This is a genomic window from Rhizobium sp. R634, from assembly GCF_002211305.1.
Classification (GTDB): domain Bacteria; phylum Pseudomonadota; class Alphaproteobacteria; order Rhizobiales; family Rhizobiaceae; genus Rhizobium.
In genome coordinates, this window is record NZ_LOKW01000001.1 from 372,472 (window position 1) to 390,792 (window position 18,321).

General features: G+C 62.3%; 12 protein-coding genes. 5 read left to right on the top strand and 7 right to left on the bottom strand.

Annotated elements, in window-relative coordinates:
- Positions 1-15 precede the first annotated feature (15 nt).
- Positions 16-897 carry an MBL fold metallo-hydrolase gene (locus ATY77_RS01660; RefSeq protein WP_088686234.1) on the bottom strand — a complete coding sequence of 294 codons (882 nt, stop codon included), beginning with the start codon at positions 895-897 and terminating at the stop codon, positions 16-18.
- Positions 898-1,308: 411 nt separating this feature from the next.
- Between ATY77_RS01660 and ATY77_RS01665 the strand changes: the two genes are divergently transcribed.
- Genes ATY77_RS01665 through glgB form a run of 3 tightly spaced genes read left to right on the top strand, consistent with a single transcriptional unit; the run spans position 1,309 to position 10,022 of the window.
- The gene (locus tag ATY77_RS01665) at positions 1,309-4,533 is read left to right on the top strand and encodes an alpha-1,4-glucan--maltose-1-phosphate maltosyltransferase (protein WP_088685795.1); all 3,225 of its coding nucleotides are present in this window, start codon (positions 1,309-1,311) and stop codon (positions 4,531-4,533) included.
- Positions 4,534-7,815 carry a maltose alpha-D-glucosyltransferase gene (gene treS / locus ATY77_RS01670; RefSeq protein WP_088685796.1) on the top strand — a complete coding sequence of 1,094 codons (3,282 nt, stop codon included), beginning with the start codon at positions 4,534-4,536 and terminating at the stop codon, positions 7,813-7,815.
- On the top strand, positions 7,812-10,022 hold the full coding sequence (gene glgB / locus ATY77_RS01675; protein ID WP_088685797.1) for a 1,4-alpha-glucan branching protein GlgB: 2,211 nt from the start codon (positions 7,812-7,814) through the stop codon (positions 10,020-10,022). Before treS ends, glgB begins: the two co-directional genes overlap by 4 nt.
- Positions 10,023-10,028: 6 nt before the next feature.
- Here glgB and ATY77_RS01680 read toward each other — a convergent pair whose 3' ends face one another.
- Both ATY77_RS01680 and ATY77_RS01685 read right to left on the bottom strand, forming a co-directional pair.
- The gene (locus ATY77_RS01680) at positions 10,029-11,657 is read right to left on the bottom strand and encodes a thiamine pyrophosphate-dependent enzyme (RefSeq protein ID WP_088685798.1); all 1,629 of its coding nucleotides are present in this window, start codon (positions 11,655-11,657) and stop codon (positions 10,029-10,031) included.
- Entirely contained in the window at positions 11,654-12,826 is a 1,173-nt protein-coding gene (locus ATY77_RS01685; protein WP_088685799.1) for an amino acid aminotransferase, read from the bottom strand. Before ATY77_RS01685 ends, ATY77_RS01680 begins: the two co-directional genes overlap by 4 nt.
- Before the next feature lie 150 nt (positions 12,827-12,976).
- Here ATY77_RS01685 and ATY77_RS01690 point away from each other — a divergent pair, with 150 nt between their 5' ends.
- Positions 12,977-13,444, top strand: a complete 468-nt coding sequence (locus ATY77_RS01690; RefSeq protein WP_088675699.1) for an Lrp/AsnC family transcriptional regulator — start codon at positions 12,977-12,979, stop codon at positions 13,442-13,444.
- A 126-nt stretch (positions 13,445-13,570) separates the two neighbouring features.
- Positions 13,571-14,362, top strand: coding sequence for a hypothetical protein (locus ATY77_RS01695; RefSeq protein ID WP_088685800.1), 792 nt, complete (start codon positions 13,571-13,573; stop codon positions 14,360-14,362).
- A 120-nt stretch (positions 14,363-14,482) separates the two neighbouring features.
- Here ATY77_RS01695 and ATY77_RS01700 read toward each other — a convergent pair whose 3' ends face one another.
- The 4 genes from ATY77_RS01700 to ATY77_RS01715 all read right to left on the bottom strand — a co-directional run bounded on the left by ATY77_RS01700 (position 14,483) and on the right by ATY77_RS01715 (position 18,320).
- Positions 14,483-15,244, bottom strand: a complete 762-nt coding sequence (locus ATY77_RS01700) for an ABC transporter ATP-binding protein (RefSeq protein WP_088685801.1) — start codon at positions 15,242-15,244, stop codon at positions 14,483-14,485.
- Positions 15,241-16,281, bottom strand: coding sequence for an iron ABC transporter permease (locus ATY77_RS01705; protein ID WP_088685802.1), 1,041 nt, complete (start codon positions 16,279-16,281; stop codon positions 15,241-15,243). The genes ATY77_RS01700 and ATY77_RS01705 overlap by 4 nt, the downstream gene beginning before the upstream one ends.
- Positions 16,278-17,303: an ABC transporter substrate-binding protein gene (locus tag ATY77_RS01710; protein ID WP_088686235.1), complete on the bottom strand. Its 1,026-nt coding sequence runs from the start codon at positions 17,301-17,303 to the stop codon at positions 16,278-16,280. Before ATY77_RS01710 ends, ATY77_RS01705 begins: the two co-directional genes overlap by 4 nt.
- A 153-nt stretch (positions 17,304-17,456) precedes the next feature.
- On the bottom strand, positions 17,457-18,320 hold the full coding sequence (locus ATY77_RS01715) for an alpha/beta hydrolase (RefSeq protein WP_088685803.1): 864 nt from the start codon (positions 18,318-18,320) through the stop codon (positions 17,457-17,459).
- Position 18,321: the final 1 nt, after the last annotated feature.

Consider the following 18,321-nt stretch of genomic DNA (forward strand, 5'->3'; position numbering starts at 1 on the left):
CCCAGTGCGACAGCTCTATGCGGATTTCAGCTTTTCGCCATGCGCCTCAACCGTGGCGCCCAGATTTGTCTCATGGCAGTTCCGGTAGAACGCCAATGTATCCGAAGGCATGTCTTCGGGAATGGCAATGAAGTCTTCGAGCCTGAACCCGCTTGCACTGCCGAGGTGCGGGTCCGTAAGCCGGCTCTCGCTCAAATGACCGACGCGATAGGCCAGAGCTTCGAAATAGGCGAGGTTTTCAACGACCGTCGAAGGAGAGCACGTCCTGCCATGTGCAGGGATGACCAGCTTCGCATCAAGGTCGCGGATACGCTCCAGCGAGGAGCGGATCAGGCGAAGATCATCCGCACTTCTGCTCCAGACCTCAGGAACGGGATATTCGACGGCGTCGACGGCGAGGCAGACGCGCAGTTCCGGAATCCAGACGGAGAGATGGTCGGGCGTGTGCCCCGGCGTATGAATGAGTTCGAGCGTCAGATCGCCGCCGTTCAGAACCATCGAGCCAAAGAAGGTGATGTCGGGGCCGATAAGCTCCACACCGCGAAACCGCGCTTCCTCGCCCGCCTTGTCCCGCAGGATCTGCCGTGTCGCGGGATCGCGCAGGCGGTCGAGGGCCGCGGCATGCGCAATGATCGGAGCACGCCCTGCAATGGCGGCATTTCCCCAGAAATGATCCCAATCCATATGAGAGTTCACGACGATCAGCGGGCGATCCTCTGCCTTTCCCTCCAGCAGATCCAAGGCTGTCCGGCATAGCTCGGGCGTGCCGAGCGTATCGATCAGCACGTTGAACCTTTCGGTCCTGACAAACACGGCATCCACTTCGTCTCCCGCCCTGACGATCACGATCCGTTCGTCGAGTCCGGGATAGGAGCACAATTCTATCGATGGATTCACGTCCGGTGGCCTTTGCATAATTGCGAGAATTTCATCAATATCTCAAATTTCAGTCTGCTTCCTCTACGGACGGGCAGGTTTCCGCTCCGCCGGTACATGCACATCCCACCGCCTCATCGACGCTCCAGGAGGCGAGGCACGCGACGCAGACCGGCAGGGTCGTTATGAAGAATATCGGTCGAAGCATTGCCGGCTCTCCAGCGCTCGAAAATTCCGGATCGGAAGAGTCAGAGGATCTTTTATCGTATGGCGAGAATATCGCTACCGGCAAATCAGGCGGCATCAGTGCGGTTGAGCAGGCTCGCGCTAGATGCTGCCCGCGATGCCCATGCAGCCGTGAATTGACGGGTTGAGTGGAACAACCTCCGCCAAAGGAAGTTTGCCTGAAAAGCAAACTCGAGGCGGCGGCCGATGTTATTATCTGCGAAGCAGGGTGCGGTGAGCACCCCACCCAGGATCTATTATGTCAATCCGCTGCTTCTCCAGGGCATCGATGCATGGCGCGAGGTATTCGACCATGCCGCCGATACCGGTTTCGACCATGTGCTGACGGCGCCCCTGTTCGACCGGGGTAGGGAATGCAGCATCTTTTCCTCTCAAGACTTCGATCGCCTCGATCCTGAACTGCAGCTCGGAAGCCCAGTTGCGGATGGCGTGTCGCGCCTGGCGGAGGCTGCCGGCAAGAGCGGTGTCGGCTTGATGGTGGATTTGATGGTCAACGGGAAAGCGCGGGACCCACAAGCGGGCTATCGTCCCGTCGATCCCCGGCGTTCGCCGCTCGACCCGCCGGAGCCGACGACAGCGGTGGGGGCGGAACAGCAGTCGCAGCTGCTGGCGGAATGGGCCGAACGGCTGCAGCGTCTTTCCGAGGCCGGCCTCTCCGGATACCGTGTGCTCGGGATCGACCGGACGGCACCGGGTTTTTTTAAATCGCTGATCGCGGGTGTACGTGAAAAGGCGGAAGCGCAATTCTTCGCCTGGACGCCCGGCACCGATTTTGCGGTGAGAAGCGCGATCGCCGATGCAGGTTTCACCGGATGTTTTTCATCAATGGCCTGGTGGGATCTCGACGAGAGATGGTTCGTCGAGGAGCATCGCGTTCAGGAGCCGCTCGGCTGGCAGGTCGCGTTCCCTGAGCCGCCATTTGCCAGGCGCATCGCGCATGGCACCGAGAGCCGCGAAATCCTCGAGCGCCGCGCCGTCAGGGCGCTGCACCTTGCCGCCTCGCTCGGCGGTGGCCTGATGGTTCCCATGGGCTTCGAATATGGCGCGGCGACACCGCTTGATCCGACCCATGGCGATGGCTCGAGCTTGCGCAAGCTTCGTCATGATCTCACCTTCGATATCTCCTCCGAAATCCGCCTCGCCAATACAGAGATCGGCAAGGCCGGCCATGCGCGCGCGCCGTCGCTTCGCCTGATCCGCAACGCCAGCGGGCCGGTTTCGGCGCTTGTGCAATCCGAGGTGCGGGATCTTCGCAGCGCCTCCGATGTGCGCTTCATCCTGCTGAACAGAGACCTCAGGCGAAGCGCGCCGGCACCGGTAACGGCGCTTCGCGAAGCGGCCTCCGGTTTTCTTCCCATCGCCGATGGCGCGGCCCTGCGTCTGCGGGCAGGGGAGACCCGGGTGATCGAAGCCAAGGCGCCGGAGCCGATCATCTCAAGACCCGCCCTCGACATCGAGCAGGCGACGGCATCGGCGCGGCTTGCCATCGAAAACATCACGCCGCGGGTCGATGACGGGCGCTTTCCCGTCAAGCGCGTGGCCGGGGAAACCGTCACTGTCGAGGCGGATATATTTGCCGACGGTCACGATCCGCTCGCAGCCGTCCTGCTCTGGCGGCCGCATAATGCCATGGCGGAGTGGAACGAGACGCCGATGCAACTGGTCGAGAATGACCGCTGGCGTGCGGAATTCCTGCTGGAGCGCATAGGGCGCTACGAATTCGCCGTCGAGGCATGGAAAAACCCGTTCGCGATCTTCCGTTACGAACTGACCAAGAAGAACGATGCGAGGCTGGACCTGAAGCTGGAGCTTCAGGAGGGATTGAACCTCGTTCGCGCCGCCAAAGCCGAAGCGCCGGCGGCGCTCAGCGCCGGTCTGCAGGCTCTGATCGACAACCTCGAAAAAGCTTCCGATCCCGAGCGCACGGCGATCCTGCTCGATCCCGAAACATCGGAGCTGATGAACAGGGCTGACAGGCGGCCGTTTCGGCTTCGCTCGATGACAAGCGCCGTCGATGCCGAACGCAAGGAAGCGGCCTTCGCGAGCTGGTATCAGATCTTCCCGCGCTCGCAGAGCGGCGATCCGAACCGCCACGGCACTTTCGACGACGTCATTCCGAGGCTGGCCGATATTCGCGGCATGGGCTTCGACGTGCTCTATTTCCCGCCCATTCATCCGATTGGCTCGACCAATCGCAAGGGGCGCAACAACAGCCTGAAGGCCGCTCCCGGCGATCCCGGAAGCCCCTATGCCATCGGCTCTGAAGATGGCGGCCATGATGCCATCCATCCCGAACTCGGCGATTTCGAGGATTTCGGCCGGCTGGTCGAGGAGGCGGGCCGGCATGGGCTGGAGATCGCTCTCGACCTCGCCATCCAGGCCTCGCCCGACCACCCCTGGCTGAAAGAGCATCCCGGCTGGTTCGACTGGCGGCCCGACGGCACGATCAAATATGCCGAGAACCCGCCGAAGAAATATGAGGACATCGTCAATGTCGATTTCTACACGAAGGACGCCGTGCCTTCCCTGTGGGTGGAACTGAGGGATATCGTCCAGCTCTGGGTTGATCAGGGCGTCAAGCTGTTTCGCGTCGACAATCCGCACACCAAGCCCTTCCCGTTCTGGGAATGGCTGATCGGCGATATCAGGGCGCGCCATCCCGACGTCGTCTTCCTCTCGGAAGCCTTCACCAAGCCGAAGGTCATGTACCGGCTGGCAAAGATCGGTTTCTCCCAATCCTACACCTACTTCACCTGGCGCAACGCCAAGTGGGAGCTCGAGCAATATATGCGGGAGCTGACCGAAACGGCGCCGAAGGAGTTCTTCCGTCCGCATTTCTTCGTCAACACCCACGACATCAATCCGGATTTTCTGCAGAACGCGCCGCGCCCGGCCTTCCTCATCCGCGCAGCGCTCGCCGCCACGCTTTCGGGCCTGTGGGGCGTCTATAACGGTTTCGAACTGTGCGAAGGACGTCCCGACGCCAAGCGCAAGGAATATGCCGACAGCGAGAAATACGAGATCCGCGCCTGGGATTACGACCGGCCGGGCAACATCATCGCCGAAATCCGGATGCTGAACCGCATCCGCAACGAAAACACCGCGCTGCATTCCCATCTCGGGCTGACGCTGCTCCCCGCCTGGAATGACAACATCCTGTTCTTCGAGAAGACGAGCAAAGCCCGCGACAATGTCCTGCTGATCGCGATCAACCTCGACCCCCATAATTTTCAGCAAAGCGACGTCGAGCTGCCGCTCTGGAAATGGTCGCTCGGGGATGGCGGCGCACTCGATGCGGAGGATCTGGTCGGCGGGCATCGTTTCAAATGGACTGGCAAAAGGCAGATCGTCGCGCTCAATCCGCAGGTTCTGCCCTTTGCGATCTGGCGCGTTCGCGCAGCGGAGGCATGAATGGACACGATGAACCCCGGTAACACCGAGCCGCTGCTCTGGTACAAGGATGCGATCATCTACCAGCTGCATATCAAGTCGTTCTACGACGCCAATGGCGATGGGGTCGGGGATTTCGCCGGGCTGCACCAGAAGCTCGATCACATCGCGGCCCTCGGCGTCAACGCCATCTGGCTGCTGCCGTTCTTTCCCTCGCCGCGCCGCGACGATGGCTACGACATTGCCGATTACGGCAGTGTCAGCTCTGATTATGGGACGGTGGAGGATTTCCGCGCCTTCGTCGAGGCCGCTCACCAGCGCAATATCCGCGTCATCATCGAGCTCGTCATCAATCATACTTCCGACCAGCATCCCTGGTTCCAGCGCGCTCGCCAGGCGCCGGCCGGATCGCCCGAGCGGGATTTCTATGTCTGGTCGGATACCGATCAGAAATTTCCGGAAACGCGCATCATCTTCCTCGACACGGAGAAATCGAACTGGACATGGGATGCGGTGGCCGGCGCCTATTACTGGCACCGCTTCTATTCCCACCAGCCGGACCTCAACTTCGACAGCCCGCTCGTCATGGAGGAACTGCTGAAGGTGATGCGCTTTTGGCTGGAAACCGGCATTGACGGTTTCCGTCTCGACGCAATCCCCTATCTCGTCGAGCGTGAGGGAACGATCAACGAAAACCTTTCCGAGACGCATGCGATCCTGAAGCGTATCCGCGCCGCCCTCGACGCCACCCATCCCGGCGTCATGCTGCTGGCCGAGGCCAATCAATGGCCGGAGGACACGCGCGAGTATTTCGGCGACGGCGACGAATGCCATATGGCGTTCCACTTCCCGCTGATGCCGCGCATGTACATGGCGATAGCCAAGGAGGACCGGTTCCCGATCACCGACATCCTGCGCCAGACGCCCGAAATTCCGGAGAACTGCCAGTGGGCGATCTTCCTGCGCAACCACGACGAGCTGACGCTCGAAATGGTCACCGACGCCGAGCGCGACTATCTATGGGAGACCTATGCTTCCGACAAACGTGCCCGCATCAATCTCGGCATCCGGCGGCGGCTGGCGCCGCTGATGGAGCGCGACCGCCGGCGCATCGAGCTGATGAACGCCCTGCTTCTGTCGATGCCGGGAACGCCTGTGATCTATTATGGCGACGAGATCGGCATGGGCGACAACATCTATCTCGGCGACCGCGACGGGGTGCGCACACCGATGCAATGGTCGCCCGACCGAAACGGCGGCTTCTCCCGCACGGATCCGGCGCGCCTCGTCCTGCCGCTGATCGCCGATCCGCTCTATGGTTTCGAGGCGGTCAATGTCGAAGCGCAGAGCACTGACGCGCATTCGCTGCTCAACTGGACGCGCAAGATGCTGGCGCTGCGCGGCCGGCACCCGGCCTTTGGGCGCGGCTCTCTGCGTTTCCTCTCGCCCGAGAACCGCAAGATCCTCGCCTATCTCAGGGAATATGAAGGCGAGACGCTGATGTGCGTCGCCAACCTCTCGCGGCTGCCCCAGGCGGTCGAGCTCGACCTCTCGGCCTTCGAGGGCCGGGTGCCGATCGAGCTGACCGGCATGTCGCCTTTTCCGCCGATCGGGCAGTTGACCTATCTCCTGACAATGCCGCCTTACGGTTTCTTCTGGTTCCAGCTGGAGGCAGATGCCGATCCGCCGGCATGGCGCACGGCGCCGCCCGAACAGTTGCCCGACCTCATGACGATGGTCATTCGCCGCGGCCTGCTCGATCTTGTCGATGAGCCCGCGCATGCGCGCGTGCTGAGCAACGAAATCCTGCCCGCCTATCTCGCCAGACGGCGGTGGTTCGGGGCGAAGGACCAGCCGCTGCAGGCGGCGCGGCTGATCTCGGCAACGCCGATCCCCTTTGTCGACGGTGTCGTTCTCGGCGAATTGGAGGTGGTGCTGCCTGATCATACCGAATCCTATCAGTTGCCGTTGACGGTTGCCTGGGACGATGCCCAGCCCTCGGCGCTCACGCAGCAGCTTGCGCTCGGGCGGGTTCGTCAGGGCAGGCGGGTCGGTTTCCTGACGGATGGATTTGCCGTGGAGCCGATGGCGCGCGGCATCCTGCGCGGGCTGGCCGACCGCTCGCGCATCACGGGGCGCACCGGCACGCTGGAATTTCTCGGCACCGAAAGGCTCGACCGGCTTGATGTCACCGACCATATGCCGGTCCACTGGCTCTCGGCGGAGCAATCCAACAGTTCGTTGATCGTCGGCGATGTCGCCATGATCAAGCTGATCCGGCACATCTTTCCCGGCATCCACCCGGAGGTGGAGATGACGCGGTTCTTGACTCGTGCCGGCTATGACCATACCGCGCCGCTGCTCGGCGAAGTCGCACATACCGATTCCAGCGGTCGCCGCTCGACCCTGATCATCGTCCAGGGCGCGATCCGCAACCAGGGCGACGCCTGGAACTGGATGCTGAACAATCTGCGCCGCGCAGCCGATGAACTGGTGCTGGCCGACCCGGCGGTCGAGCCCGGCGACGATGTCTTCCGATCGCTGATCAGCTTCGTCGCGATGGTCGGCATGCGATTGGGCGAATTGCATGTGGTGCTTGCCGGAGAGAACGCCGACGCGGCTTTCAGCCCTGTTGTTGCCGGCGACGACGAGGTGGAGGCGATCAAGAAGGCCGTGGCGGGCGAGGTCGCCTTTGCCATGTCGAAGCTTGCCGAACGCGAGGAAAATGCCGATCCCGCCGTCGATCTGCTCGCCGCCCCGCTTGTCGAGCGCCGCTCCGAACTCGTCGAGCTTGGCGCGAGCCTAGCCGAGAGCGCCCGCGGCACGCTGATGACGCGCACGCATGGCGATTTCCATCTCGGCCAGATCCTGGTCAGCGAGGGCGATGCCGTCATCATCGACTTCGAAGGCGAGCCCGCGAAAAACCTCGCCGAACGCCGGGCCAAGACGGTTCCACTTCGCGATGTCGCCGGGCTGCTTCGCTCGCTCAGTTATCTCGTCGCCACCGCCCAGCTCGATAATGACGCGGTGACGGAACATGAGAACGAGGTGCGCCGCGATGCCATCGCCCGGTTCGGGCGCAATGCCGAGGCGGCCTTCCTCGATGCCTATTGGCAGGCCGTCTCCGCCTCCAAGGCGCTTGTCATGCCGGCCGAACAACGCAGGCGGGTGCTCGATGCCTTTCTTCTGGAAAAGGCCGCCTATGAAGTCGCCTATGAAGCCCGCAACAGGCCCAAGTGGCTGCCGATCCCGCTCGCCGGCCTTACCGAAATCGTATCGCGCTTAGCGGGGGTCAATGCATGAATGTTGAACGCTCGGAACTTCTCGCCGGCATCGGCCACGATGCGCTCTGGGCCTTGATCGAAGGGCGCCATGGCGATCCCTTCTCGATCCTCGGTCCGCACGAGAGCGGCGGCATGACGGTCGTGCGCGCCTATCTGCCCGGAGCAGAGGCGGTCGATCTCATCGAAGCATCGAGCGGCAGGGTGGTGACGCCTTTCAGTATCGCTCACCCCTCCGGCCTGTTTGCGGCGGCGACGGCTTCGAGGATGGGATACAGGCTGCGGATCCAATGGCCGGATGGCGAACAACTCACCGAAGATCCCTATAGCTTCGGTCTTCTGCTCGGAGAACTCGATCTTCATCTGATATCCGAGGGCACCCACTACAGCCTGAGCCGAACGCTCGGCGCGGTGGCGATGTCGATCGACGGCGTGGCGGGCGTTCGTTTCGCCGTCTGGGCGCCGAATGCGCGCCGCGTTTCGGTCGTCGGCGATTTCAACGCCTGGGACGGGCGGCGAAACCCGTTGCGGCTGAGGCAATCGGCCGGCGTCTGGGAGCTGTTCATTCCCCGACTGGCGCCCGGCGAAAGATACAAGTTCGAGATCGTCGACGCGCACGGGACCTGCCTGCCGCAGAAGGCCGATCCGGTGGCGCGCGCCAGCGAGGCCGCCCCGTCGACCGCCTCGATCGTCGCGTCTTCGACGCCGTTTCGATGGACCGACGATACCTGGATGAGAGGCCGGTCCCGGCAGGAAAGGCTGGAGGGCGCGATCTCAGTCTACGAGGTGCATGCCGGCTCCTGGCTGCGCGATCAGAAGGACGGTAACCGGTCGCTCGATTGGGTGGAGCTCAGCCAGCGGCTCGTTCCCTATGCGCGCGAGATGGGCTTCACCCATATCGAGCTGCTGCCGGTCATGGAGCATCCATTCGGCGGCTCCTGGGGCTACCAGCCGCTCGGCCTGTTCGCCCCGACCGGGCGCTACGGAACGCCAGAGGATTTCGCCTATTTCGTCGACCGCTGCCACGGCGCCGGCATCGGCGTCATTCTCGATTGGGTGCCGGCGCATTTCCCGACCGACGTCTGGGGTCTTGCCCGCTTCGACGGCAGCGCGCTCTACGAACACGAGGATCCGCGCGAAGGCTTTCACCGCGACTGGAACACGCTGATCTACAATCTCGGCCGCAACGAGGTGAAGGGCTTCCTGATCGCCAGCGCGCTCGAATGGCTCGAGCGCTACCATGTCGACGGCTTGCGCGTCGATGCCGTCGCCTCAATGCTCTACCGCGACTACAGCCGCAACGAGGGCGAATGGATTCCCAATCGGTATGGCGGGCGCGAGAACCTGGAGGCGGTGGAGTTCTTCAAGCACCTCAACAGTATCGTTCACGAGCGTTGCCCGCACGCCATGACCATCGCCGAGGAATCGACGGCCTGGCCGGGTGTGACCAAGCCGCCCGAGGAGGGCGGGCTCGGCTTCGATATCAAATGGAACATGGGCTGGATGCATGACAGCCTGAGCTACATCGAGAAAGATCCCGTCTATCGCAGCTATCACCACGGCACGATGACCTTCGGCATGATCTATGCCTATTCCGAACGTTTCATGCTGCCGATTTCCCACGATGAGGTGGTCTATGGCAAAGGCTCGCTGCTGACGAAAATGCCGGGCGACGAGTGGCAGAAATTCGCCAATCTGCGCAGCTATCTCGCCTTCATGTGGGGCCATCCCGGCAAGAAGCTGCTGTTCATGGGAAGCGAGATCGCCCAGCCTGGCGAATGGAACCATGATGCTTCGGTGAGCTGGGACGTGCTGGATCGGCCGGCGCATATCGGCATCCAGCGCCTGGTGAAGGATCTGAACAGCCTTTATGGCGAGGAGCCGGCGCTGCAGTTCGGCGATTTTCATCCCGAGGGCTTCGAATGGGCGGCTGCCGACGACAGCGTCAATTCCGTTCTCGGCATGCTGCGTTATGCCCCAGACCGTTCGTCCTCGGTCCTCATCGTCTCGAATTTCACGCCGGTGCCGCGCTACGGCTACAGGATCGGCGTGCCTGATGATGGTGTGTGGATCGAGCGGATAACGACGGACGCGCGCGAATATGGCGGCTCCGGGCTCGTCAACGGTGCAGTGTCGAGCGAACCCATCCCCGCCCACGGCCGGCCCGTCTCCCTCTCGCTGACGCTGCCGCCCCTGGCGACGGTCGTTCTCAAGGGACCATCGCCCTAACAGGCTTCATTCGGCGTGCGGAGCCGGATGAATGAAAGGCCAGGGGCTTGCCTCGGATCCCTTTTCGATCTGAACCTCGATGAGCACGGGCTCATTGAGCGAGAGCGCTTTCTGCAATACCTCCCTCAATTCGCCGGGGCTCGTCGCCTTAAAGGATTTGACACCGAAGCTCTCGCCGAGAGCGACGAAATCAGGATTGGTCAGTTCCGAGCCGAGATAGCGGCCTTTGTAAGTCTGCTTCTGGTCGCGCAGCACGTTGCCATAGGCTGAATTGTTGAAGACGATGGCGACGACGGCGATCTTGTGCTGGACGGCGGTGGCAAGCTCCTGAACGCCGAACATGAAGCCGCCATCGCCGGAAACGGAGATAACTGATTTATCGGGGTTGGCGACCTTTACGCCGAGCGCCGTGTTGAAGCCGAAACCGAGATTGTCCTGATAGCCGCATGTCACATATTGGCGCGGGCCATAGACCGGGAAGGCAAAGCGGGCGGTGAAGCCCATCTGGCTGATTTCCTCGACGAAGAAGCCGTCTCTCGGTAGGGCCTCGCGAATGACCTCGAGATAGGCGAGCTGCGGCTGCACCGCCTGAAAACGAGATCTCGCCTCTTCATTCAGCTCGGCGAATTCGCGCGTCCGATTCTCGCAGCGGGTGCCTGCCAGCGCAGCGGCCAGTGCTCGCGTGCCATCTCCCGCATCGGAGACGATGCCGACGTCGGGCTTGAGGCGGACCATCTCTGTGGGGTCGATATCGATGCGGATGATCTTGAGGCCTTTGGGCAGCCACTTCCACCGCATGAACTGCAATTCGAGCCGGCTGCCGATGCCGATCAGCACATCGACCTTCTTCCAATATTCATAGGCGGCGATGAAATTCAGGTAGTTCGGATGGTCGTCGGGGACGATGCCCTTGCCGGAGCGATGGGAGGTGACTGGTGCCTGCAAGAGCTCCGCAAGTGCTGCGATGTCGGCGCCGGCATCCGCGGCGCCGCCGCCGACCATGATCATCGGATTCCGAGCGCCTGAAATCAGCGCCGCCGCGGCGGCGATCTGGTCGGGATTGATGGCCGGATGAGGGGCTCTCGTGCCGAGTGGCAGGTCGGCTTCCGGACCGGATTGTCCGAACACATCCCACGGCGCTTCGACCGCTCCCGGACCCTGGCGGCCGGAGAGCATTTTGCCGACGACCTCCGATATGACGGGGCCGGTTTCGGACTGATGGTTGATGCGTTCCGCCGTCTTGGTGATCCCGCGCATGGTCGCGAGCTGGTCCGGCAGTTCGTGCAGCTGTCCTCTGCCTTGCCCGATCAGATGGGACATGATGTTGCCGGTGACGCAGAGTACCGGCGCATTGGCGCCGTAAGCGGTGCAGAGAGCCGCGCCGGAATTGAGCACGCCGGGGCCGGGCACGACGGTATAGGCGCCAATTCGGCCGGTAGACTTGGCATAGCCGTAGGCCATGTAGGCGGCGCCCTGTTCATGCCTTGTGTGGATGAAGCGGATCTTATCTGCGGCGCCGTAGAGGGCATCGTTGAAGTCATACATGTGGGCGCCCGGAATGCCGAAGACCGTGTCGATTCCATGGGCGACAAGCGAACGGGCGATCGCCTGGCCGGTCGTTTCGTTCTTGCTCATTTCAGGCAGCCTTCGGCTTGGAGTGCGGTGACGATGGCGCCGGCGTCGGCCGGCTGCATGCCGGCAAGGTTCATGCGCCCGGAATCGGCCATGTAGATGCCGTGCCTGGCGCGAAGCGCCGCTGCCGTTTCCCTTGATATGGAGAGATTGGAGAACAGGCCGCGCTGGCGGCTGATGAAGGCGAGATCGGGTGCTGCGGCGGCGAGCGCGGCACGATTGCCATTGACGCGCTCGCACATCTCTTCGAGCTCGGCACGCCACGTTGCCGACATTTCGGCGCTTTCGAGAATGGTCCGGACGATGGCCGCGCCATGATCCGGCGGCATCGACCAGTTCACCCGGGCGAGGGCGGCCATATTGCTTTCGGCTTTCCCGATGTCACCGGCATTGCGGGTCATGACATAGAGCGCGCCGACACGCTCGCGATAGAGGCCGAAATTCTTGTCGCAGGAATAGGCGACCAGTGCCTCGTCGACCGCTTCGAGGATCATGCGCGTCGGCGCGGCATCCTGTTCGAGACAGTCGCCGAGCCCCTGATAGGCAAGATCGATGAAGGGCACGAGCTTGTGGGCGACGAGCAGTTCGGCAATTCGGCGCCACTCTTCCATGGTGAAATCGATGCCGGTCGGGTTGTGACAGCAGCCGTGAAGAAGCACGACATCGCCTTTATTGGCGGAAGACAGGGCCTCGACCACGCTTTCGAATTTCACCTGCTGCGAGGCGAGATCGACGAAGGGATATTCCTTTACGGTGAGGCGCGCCGAACCGAAAATCGGCGCATGGTTGGGCCAGCTCGGCGTGCCCAGCAGAACCTTCGTTGATGGATTTGCCGCCTGGATGAGTTCAGCGCCGAGACGCAGCGCGCCGCTGCCGCCCGGCGTCTGGATGCCGACGAGACGCCCACCGAAGGCCGGCTGCCCGAAAATGATCGGCTGCAGCAGGCGAACGAACTGCAGATCGCCTTCCGGGCCGAGATATTTCTTGCTGTCCTGCGTCTCAAGAAGAAACTGCTCCGCCGCCTTCACGGCCCGCATGACCGGCGTGCGGCCCATGGCGTCACGATAGACGCCGACGCCGAGGTCGATCTTTCCGGCGCGTTCGTCGGCCTGGAAGGCTTTGATGAGGGCAAGCAGGCTGTCGGCCGGCCGGTTATTCAGTTCTTCAAACACAGGTCCACCTCCGTTTTATCAGTTGTTTGGAGATTAACTGAAGTTTCGCGGCGAATTTCTGCGATTGTCTGCCTGTTTCACCGCATCGATGCAGACATTCTGCGTCAGAGGGCTATACTATGCCGAAATTCCCCTTATCTCGGGTATTTCATGCTTGATCAGTTCGATATCAAATTGCTCGCGGCGCTTCAGCAGAACAGCGAGATGACGCAGGGCGAGCTGTCGCAGAAGGTCAATCTCTCCGCCACCCAATGCGCGCGCCGTTTGGAACGGCTGCGCAAGGAGCAATATATCCAGAGCGTCGTCGCCATCCTTAATCCCGCGAAACTGGGTTTCAGCGTCGTCGCCCATACGCTCGTCAGTCTGCGCGCGCATACGGAAGGCGGAAACGAGCGGCTCCATCGCTTCATCGAGACCGCGCCGGAGATCCTGGAATGTTATTCGCAGACCGGTGACGCCGATTTTCTGATGAAGGTGATGACGCGCGACCTCGACCATCTCAGCCAGTTTCTTGAACGAATGATCCGGGTCACCGACAATCTGGCCTCGGTCAAATCGAGCATCGTGCTCAAGACGCTCAAGAAGACGACCGCTCTGCCACTGCAAATCGTGACGTGAGCGTGTCAGCGCATGGAAGTTGCCGCGCAGGCAGAGCGACACGCATACCGAACTTGCCAAAACCTACCAAGACCCGATAGCCAAGACGTCATGATCTCTGCGTATTGATACCGGGAGAACTCTTAAATGGCATACAAGCGGCGGCTTTTTTGGCTCGCTCTGATCGTGGCTGTGCTTTCCTGGCCGGCCTGGATCGCTTGGCAGTGGCACGCCGAGCATCAGATCTACGCCGATCCGGAAGACCCCGCGCTGACCATCACACCTCAGCACATCGAGGCATTGCGGAAACTGCAGTTTGCGTGGAATACTTCGATCGAAAGCGGGGGGCCTGTCGTCAATCCAGTCGCTCCATATGGCAGCGACGATGTGGACGCTGATCTCGGCCCGATCATCGGCACGAGTGATCGAATTGCTATCGCTCGATTTCACCGCGAAGTCTCGACGCTGCTGACTTGGGCTCTTGCGAATTGCGGGCTAGCGGACGGACAATATCGCCTCGACCATCTTGATAATGCGACGATGCAACGCCGGCTTCTGAACGATCTCGCTGGATTGCCGGGCGCACGGATTGGTTCATATCTGGCAGAAATGCCACGCCTTGAGCCAGACGGCTATTTTCAATTCACCCGCCAGCATCTCCAACTCCTGCACCACCTGAGATTCGAATGGCCGGACAGCCAGATCATCTCGATCGTCGCCGGTGAAGGCTATCCGGCGCCCGTGGTCAATTTCAAGCGCCCGTTCGGCGACATGAGCGCTTTTGAAATCGATATGGCCGCGATTCTGGGCCAGCCTCGCCCCGTTCTCGACCATGTTGATCCACTACTGAATCGTTACTATTGGGAAATGTGGCCGGCGCTGCAGGTATTCGTGCAGAACGTTCGCCTGGACGCGGCAAAGTCGGCCTGCGTGGACTAGAGCACCATGCCGAAAAGTGTGAGCGGTTTTCGGACAACATCATGCTCTAACTCTTTAAATTTAGAACAGGATTCAGATTTTAGGCCTATCGGGCCTATAATCATCCTGTTCTAGTCGCTCTCACTTGAGATAGTGGATGTGCGGGCGGGAATGATAGGGCGAGGCTTCGACGCGCGCCTCGATCGAGAAGACCTCGCGCAGAAGCTTTTCGCTCAGCACATCCTCAGGCGCGCCGGAGGCGACGATCCTGCCCTGCTGCATGATGACAAGCTCATCGCAGAACATGGCGGCATGGTTGAGATCGTGCAGGGCGACGATGCTGGTGATCGGCAGGCCGGAGACGAGCCGCATCAGGCCGATCTGGTGCTGGATATCGAGATGGTTCGTGGGTTCGTCGAGGATCAGCTCCTGCGGCGACTGGGCGAGCGCCCTGGCGATGTGGGTGCGCTGCTTTTCGCCGCCCGACAGGCTCTGCCAGCGGTCGTCGCGCTTCTCCGCCATGCCAGCGCGGACGAGTGCCGCTTCGACGGCCTCTTCGTCAATCCTGGTCCAGCTTGAGAACATGGAGCGGTGCGGAAACCTTCCGAGCTTGACGACGTCGACGACCTTCAGATTGGCATTGGTCGTGGCGTGCTGCTCGACGAAGGCGATACGCCGGGCGATCGAGCGGCGGCTGATCTTGCCGATATCGCTGCGGTCGAGCGTGACGCGGCCGGAATGCGGCCGCTTGAGGCCGGCGAGAAGCCTGAGCAGCGAGGTCTTTCCGGAGCCGTTCGGCCCGAGCAGGCCGAGCATCCGGCCGGGCTGCGCCTCCATCGAGACGCCGTCCAGAATGGTCTTCCTGCCAATTTTCCAGGTGAGGTTGTCGGCCTTGATGCTCATGACGCGCGCTGGAACCGGTAGAGGATGATCGAGAAGAAGGGAACGCCGACCAGCGCCGTGACGACGCCGATCGGCAGGATCTGGCCGGGAATGAGGGCGCGCGCGGCGATATCGGCGAACACCATGAAGATGGCGCCTGTGATGGCGCAGGCCGGCAGGAGGCGGATATGGAGCGGTCCGACGACAAACCGGGCGACATGCGGCACGACGAGGCCGACGAAGCCGATCGAGCCGACCATGCTGACGATCGTCGCCGTCATCATCGCGGTGAGCGCGAACAGCGCCATGCGGGCACGGCCGACATTGACGCCGAGAGAGGAGGCGGCTTCGTCGCCGAACGCGAAGGCGTCGAGCACGCGGGCGTAGAGCAGACAGGCGGCAAGGCCGAAGCCGACGACGACCGAGACCAGCGCGAATTCCGGCCAGCGCACGCCGCCGAAACTGCCGAGCAGCCAGAACATGACGTCGCGGGCCTGCTGCGCATTGGCCGAGGTGGTGACAATATAGGAGGTCGAGGCGTTGAAGAGCTGCGATGCGGCGACACCGGCAAGGATGGTGCGGTCCGCGCCGCCGCGCGTGCCGTTTGACAGCAGCGCCACGAAGAAGAAGGCTGCGAATGCGCCGGCAAAGGCGCCTGCCGACAGCGACACCGCGCCGGCGCCGAGGCCCAGGATGACGATCGCGACGGCGCCGGTGGAGGCTCCGGCGGAGATGCCGAGCACATAGGGTTCGGCGAGGGGATTGCGCAGCAGCGACTGCATGACGGCGCCCGACAGCGCCAGCCCCGCGCCGCAGAAGGCGGCGACGAGCGCCCGGCTCAGGCGATAATCCCAGATGACAGTCTCATGGATGCGGTTGAGCTCGACCGAGGTCCAGCCCAGCCGGTTGGTGACGGCGGAAAACGTGGTCGCGAGGGGGATCGGCAGATCGCCGATCCCGACGCTGACGCCGATGGCGACAGCGATGAGGCAGAGGGAAGCCAGGAGCAGTGCGGTGAGCGCTCCCAGCTGCCGGAAGAGACGGCCCGCCTCGGTCACTTCAGCAGGCCGAGGGCTTTCAGCTGCTCGGCCACCTGTTCGGCGCCGTAGATCGTGCGGATGGTCGGGTTCATCGCCTGGCCGTCCATGACGACAAGCGCCTTGTTCTTGACGGCAGGGATCTGGCTGACGGCGGGATCGGTGTTCAGGAAGTTGATCTTGGCCTCAGGCTTGTCGAGCTCCCAGCGGTTGCGATCGAGGCTGGCGACGACGACGACATCGGGATTGGAGGCGATGATGCCTTCCCAGCCGATGGTCGGCCATTCCGCTGCCGCGTCGATCGCATTGCGTCCCCCGAGCAGATCGGCGATGAAGCCGGAGGCGCTGTTCTTGCCACCCACATAGGCATCGGCCGACGGGCTGGGGCTGGAAAACCAGAAGACGTAGGACAGTTTCTGGCCGTCCTTGGCAACGCTTCCGCGCAGCTTGGCTTCACGCGCCTTGAAATCGCCGATCAGCGCCTGGCCGCGATCGGCGACGTCGAAGATCTGAGAAAGTTCGTCGATCTCCTTGTAGAGAAGATCCATGTTCCACAGCTCGCCGCGGCTGCCATACTGATCCTTGACACCCTTGGTGCTGAGGCAGGTGCTGGGCGACAGATAGGTTGAAACACCGACCTTGTCGAAATCCTCGCGTTTGGCGACCTTGCTGTTCGGCCCGACGAGGCTCGGCAAAGCCACCGCCACGAAGTCGGGATTCTCGGCGAGCATGGATTCGAAAGTCGGCATCTCGACCGTGAGAAGCTTGACCTTGGCATTGGCCTCGGCGAGCTGCGGCAGAACCTTGCTGGGCCAGAAGGCGGTGCCGACCATCTTGTCCTGAAGGCCGAGCAGCAGCAGGATTTCTGCGCTGTTCTGGCCGAGGCCGATCGCCCGCTCGGGCGCCTTCTTGAAGGTCACCTCAGCGCCGCAGTTTTCCAGCGTCAGCGGGTAGGCCGTCGAGCCGGCGAAGGACGGCGTTGCGGCAAGACCGATCAGGGCGGAGAGGCCGCAGGCGGCCAGAAGTGATTTGAAGCTGGTCACGTAAAAATCCCGGTGCATAAGTGTCTGCGGCCGCCCTATAGCCACAGGAACCGCCGGGAAACAAGACCAAATTGATCAACTTATCGCAAAAATCGACAGCGCAGGGCATCTCAGGCGGATGGCCTGCTACCGCAAGGCGTCTGAACCCTTGCCCTACCCGTTTTCGAGAATCCTCCGGATGGCCTGCGAGAGCGCTTTCGGATTCTCCTCGGCCACGTGGTGGCCACTGTCTATGCCGAAGCCGCGCACGTCATTTGCCCAGTTGCGCCAGATGGCGGCCGGGTCGCCATAGATCTGCTCCATGTCGTCGCGGAGCGACCAGAGGCAGAGCATGGGGCAGGTCACTTTGCGGCCGGCGTCGTGGTCCTCGCGGTCGTGGACATGGTCGATGCTGAGGCCGGCGCGGTAATCCTCGATCATCCCATGGACGACACGCGGGTCGTGGATGACGTCGATGAGGTCGTCATAGGCCGGCTTGCCCATCAGCGCCGGCGAGAGTTTGTCGTACCACGCCAGGGGATCGGCCGAGATCGCCCGCTCCGGCTTTTCCTTCTGGGCGAAGAAGAACCAGTGATACCAGTCTCTCGCAAACTTCCAGTCGGCGCGTTCGAGATGTTCGATGACGGGGATGCCGTCGGCGATGACGAGCTTCCTCACGCGATCGGGATGGTCCATCGCCATGCGGAAGGCGGTCAGGCTTCCGCGGTCGTGGCCGACCACGGCGAAGGTTTCGTGCCCCAGTCGCCGCATCAATTCGACCAGGGCTTCGGCCTTGGCGCGCTTGGAGGAATTTCGGCTGTCAGGAGCATCGGCCGGCTGATAGGAACGGCCGAAACCGGGCAGGTCGGGACAGACGATGGTGTAATCGGGTGAAAGCAGATCCGCTACCTTGCCCCAGGTCATATGTGTCCTGGGATGGCCGTGGAGCAGAAGAACGGCGGGTCCTGAGCCGCCGATGCGGACGCGAAGCGGACCCGGCCCGACATCGACAGCCTCAAGAGAAAAGCCTTCGAACATG

What these genes read in the sequence shown, in the direction of transcription:
- ATY77_RS01695 (WP_088685800.1), top strand. Translation starts at nt 13,571, where the DNA reads ATGGCATACAAGCGGCGGCTTTTTTGGCTCGCTCTGATCGTGGCTGTG.
- ATY77_RS01715 (WP_088685803.1), bottom strand. Translation starts at nt 18,320, where the DNA reads ATGTTCGAAGGCTTTTCTCTTGAGGCTGTCGATGTCGGGCCGGGTCCG.
- ATY77_RS01665 (WP_088685795.1), top strand. Translation starts at nt 1,309, where the DNA reads ATGTTATTATCTGCGAAGCAGGGTGCGGTGAGCACCCCACCCAGGATC.
- ATY77_RS01680 (WP_088685798.1), bottom strand. Translation starts at nt 11,657, where the DNA reads ATGAGCAAGAACGAAACGACCGGCCAGGCGATCGCCCGTTCGCTTGTC.
- glgB (WP_088685797.1), top strand. Translation starts at nt 7,812, where the DNA reads ATGAATGTTGAACGCTCGGAACTTCTCGCCGGCATCGGCCACGATGCG.
- ATY77_RS01690 (WP_088675699.1), top strand. Translation starts at nt 12,977, where the DNA reads ATGCTTGATCAGTTCGATATCAAATTGCTCGCGGCGCTTCAGCAGAAC.
- treS (WP_088685796.1), top strand. Translation starts at nt 4,534, where the DNA reads ATGGACACGATGAACCCCGGTAACACCGAGCCGCTGCTCTGGTACAAG.
- ATY77_RS01700 (WP_088685801.1), bottom strand. Translation starts at nt 15,244, where the DNA reads ATGAGCATCAAGGCCGACAACCTCACCTGGAAAATTGGCAGGAAGACC.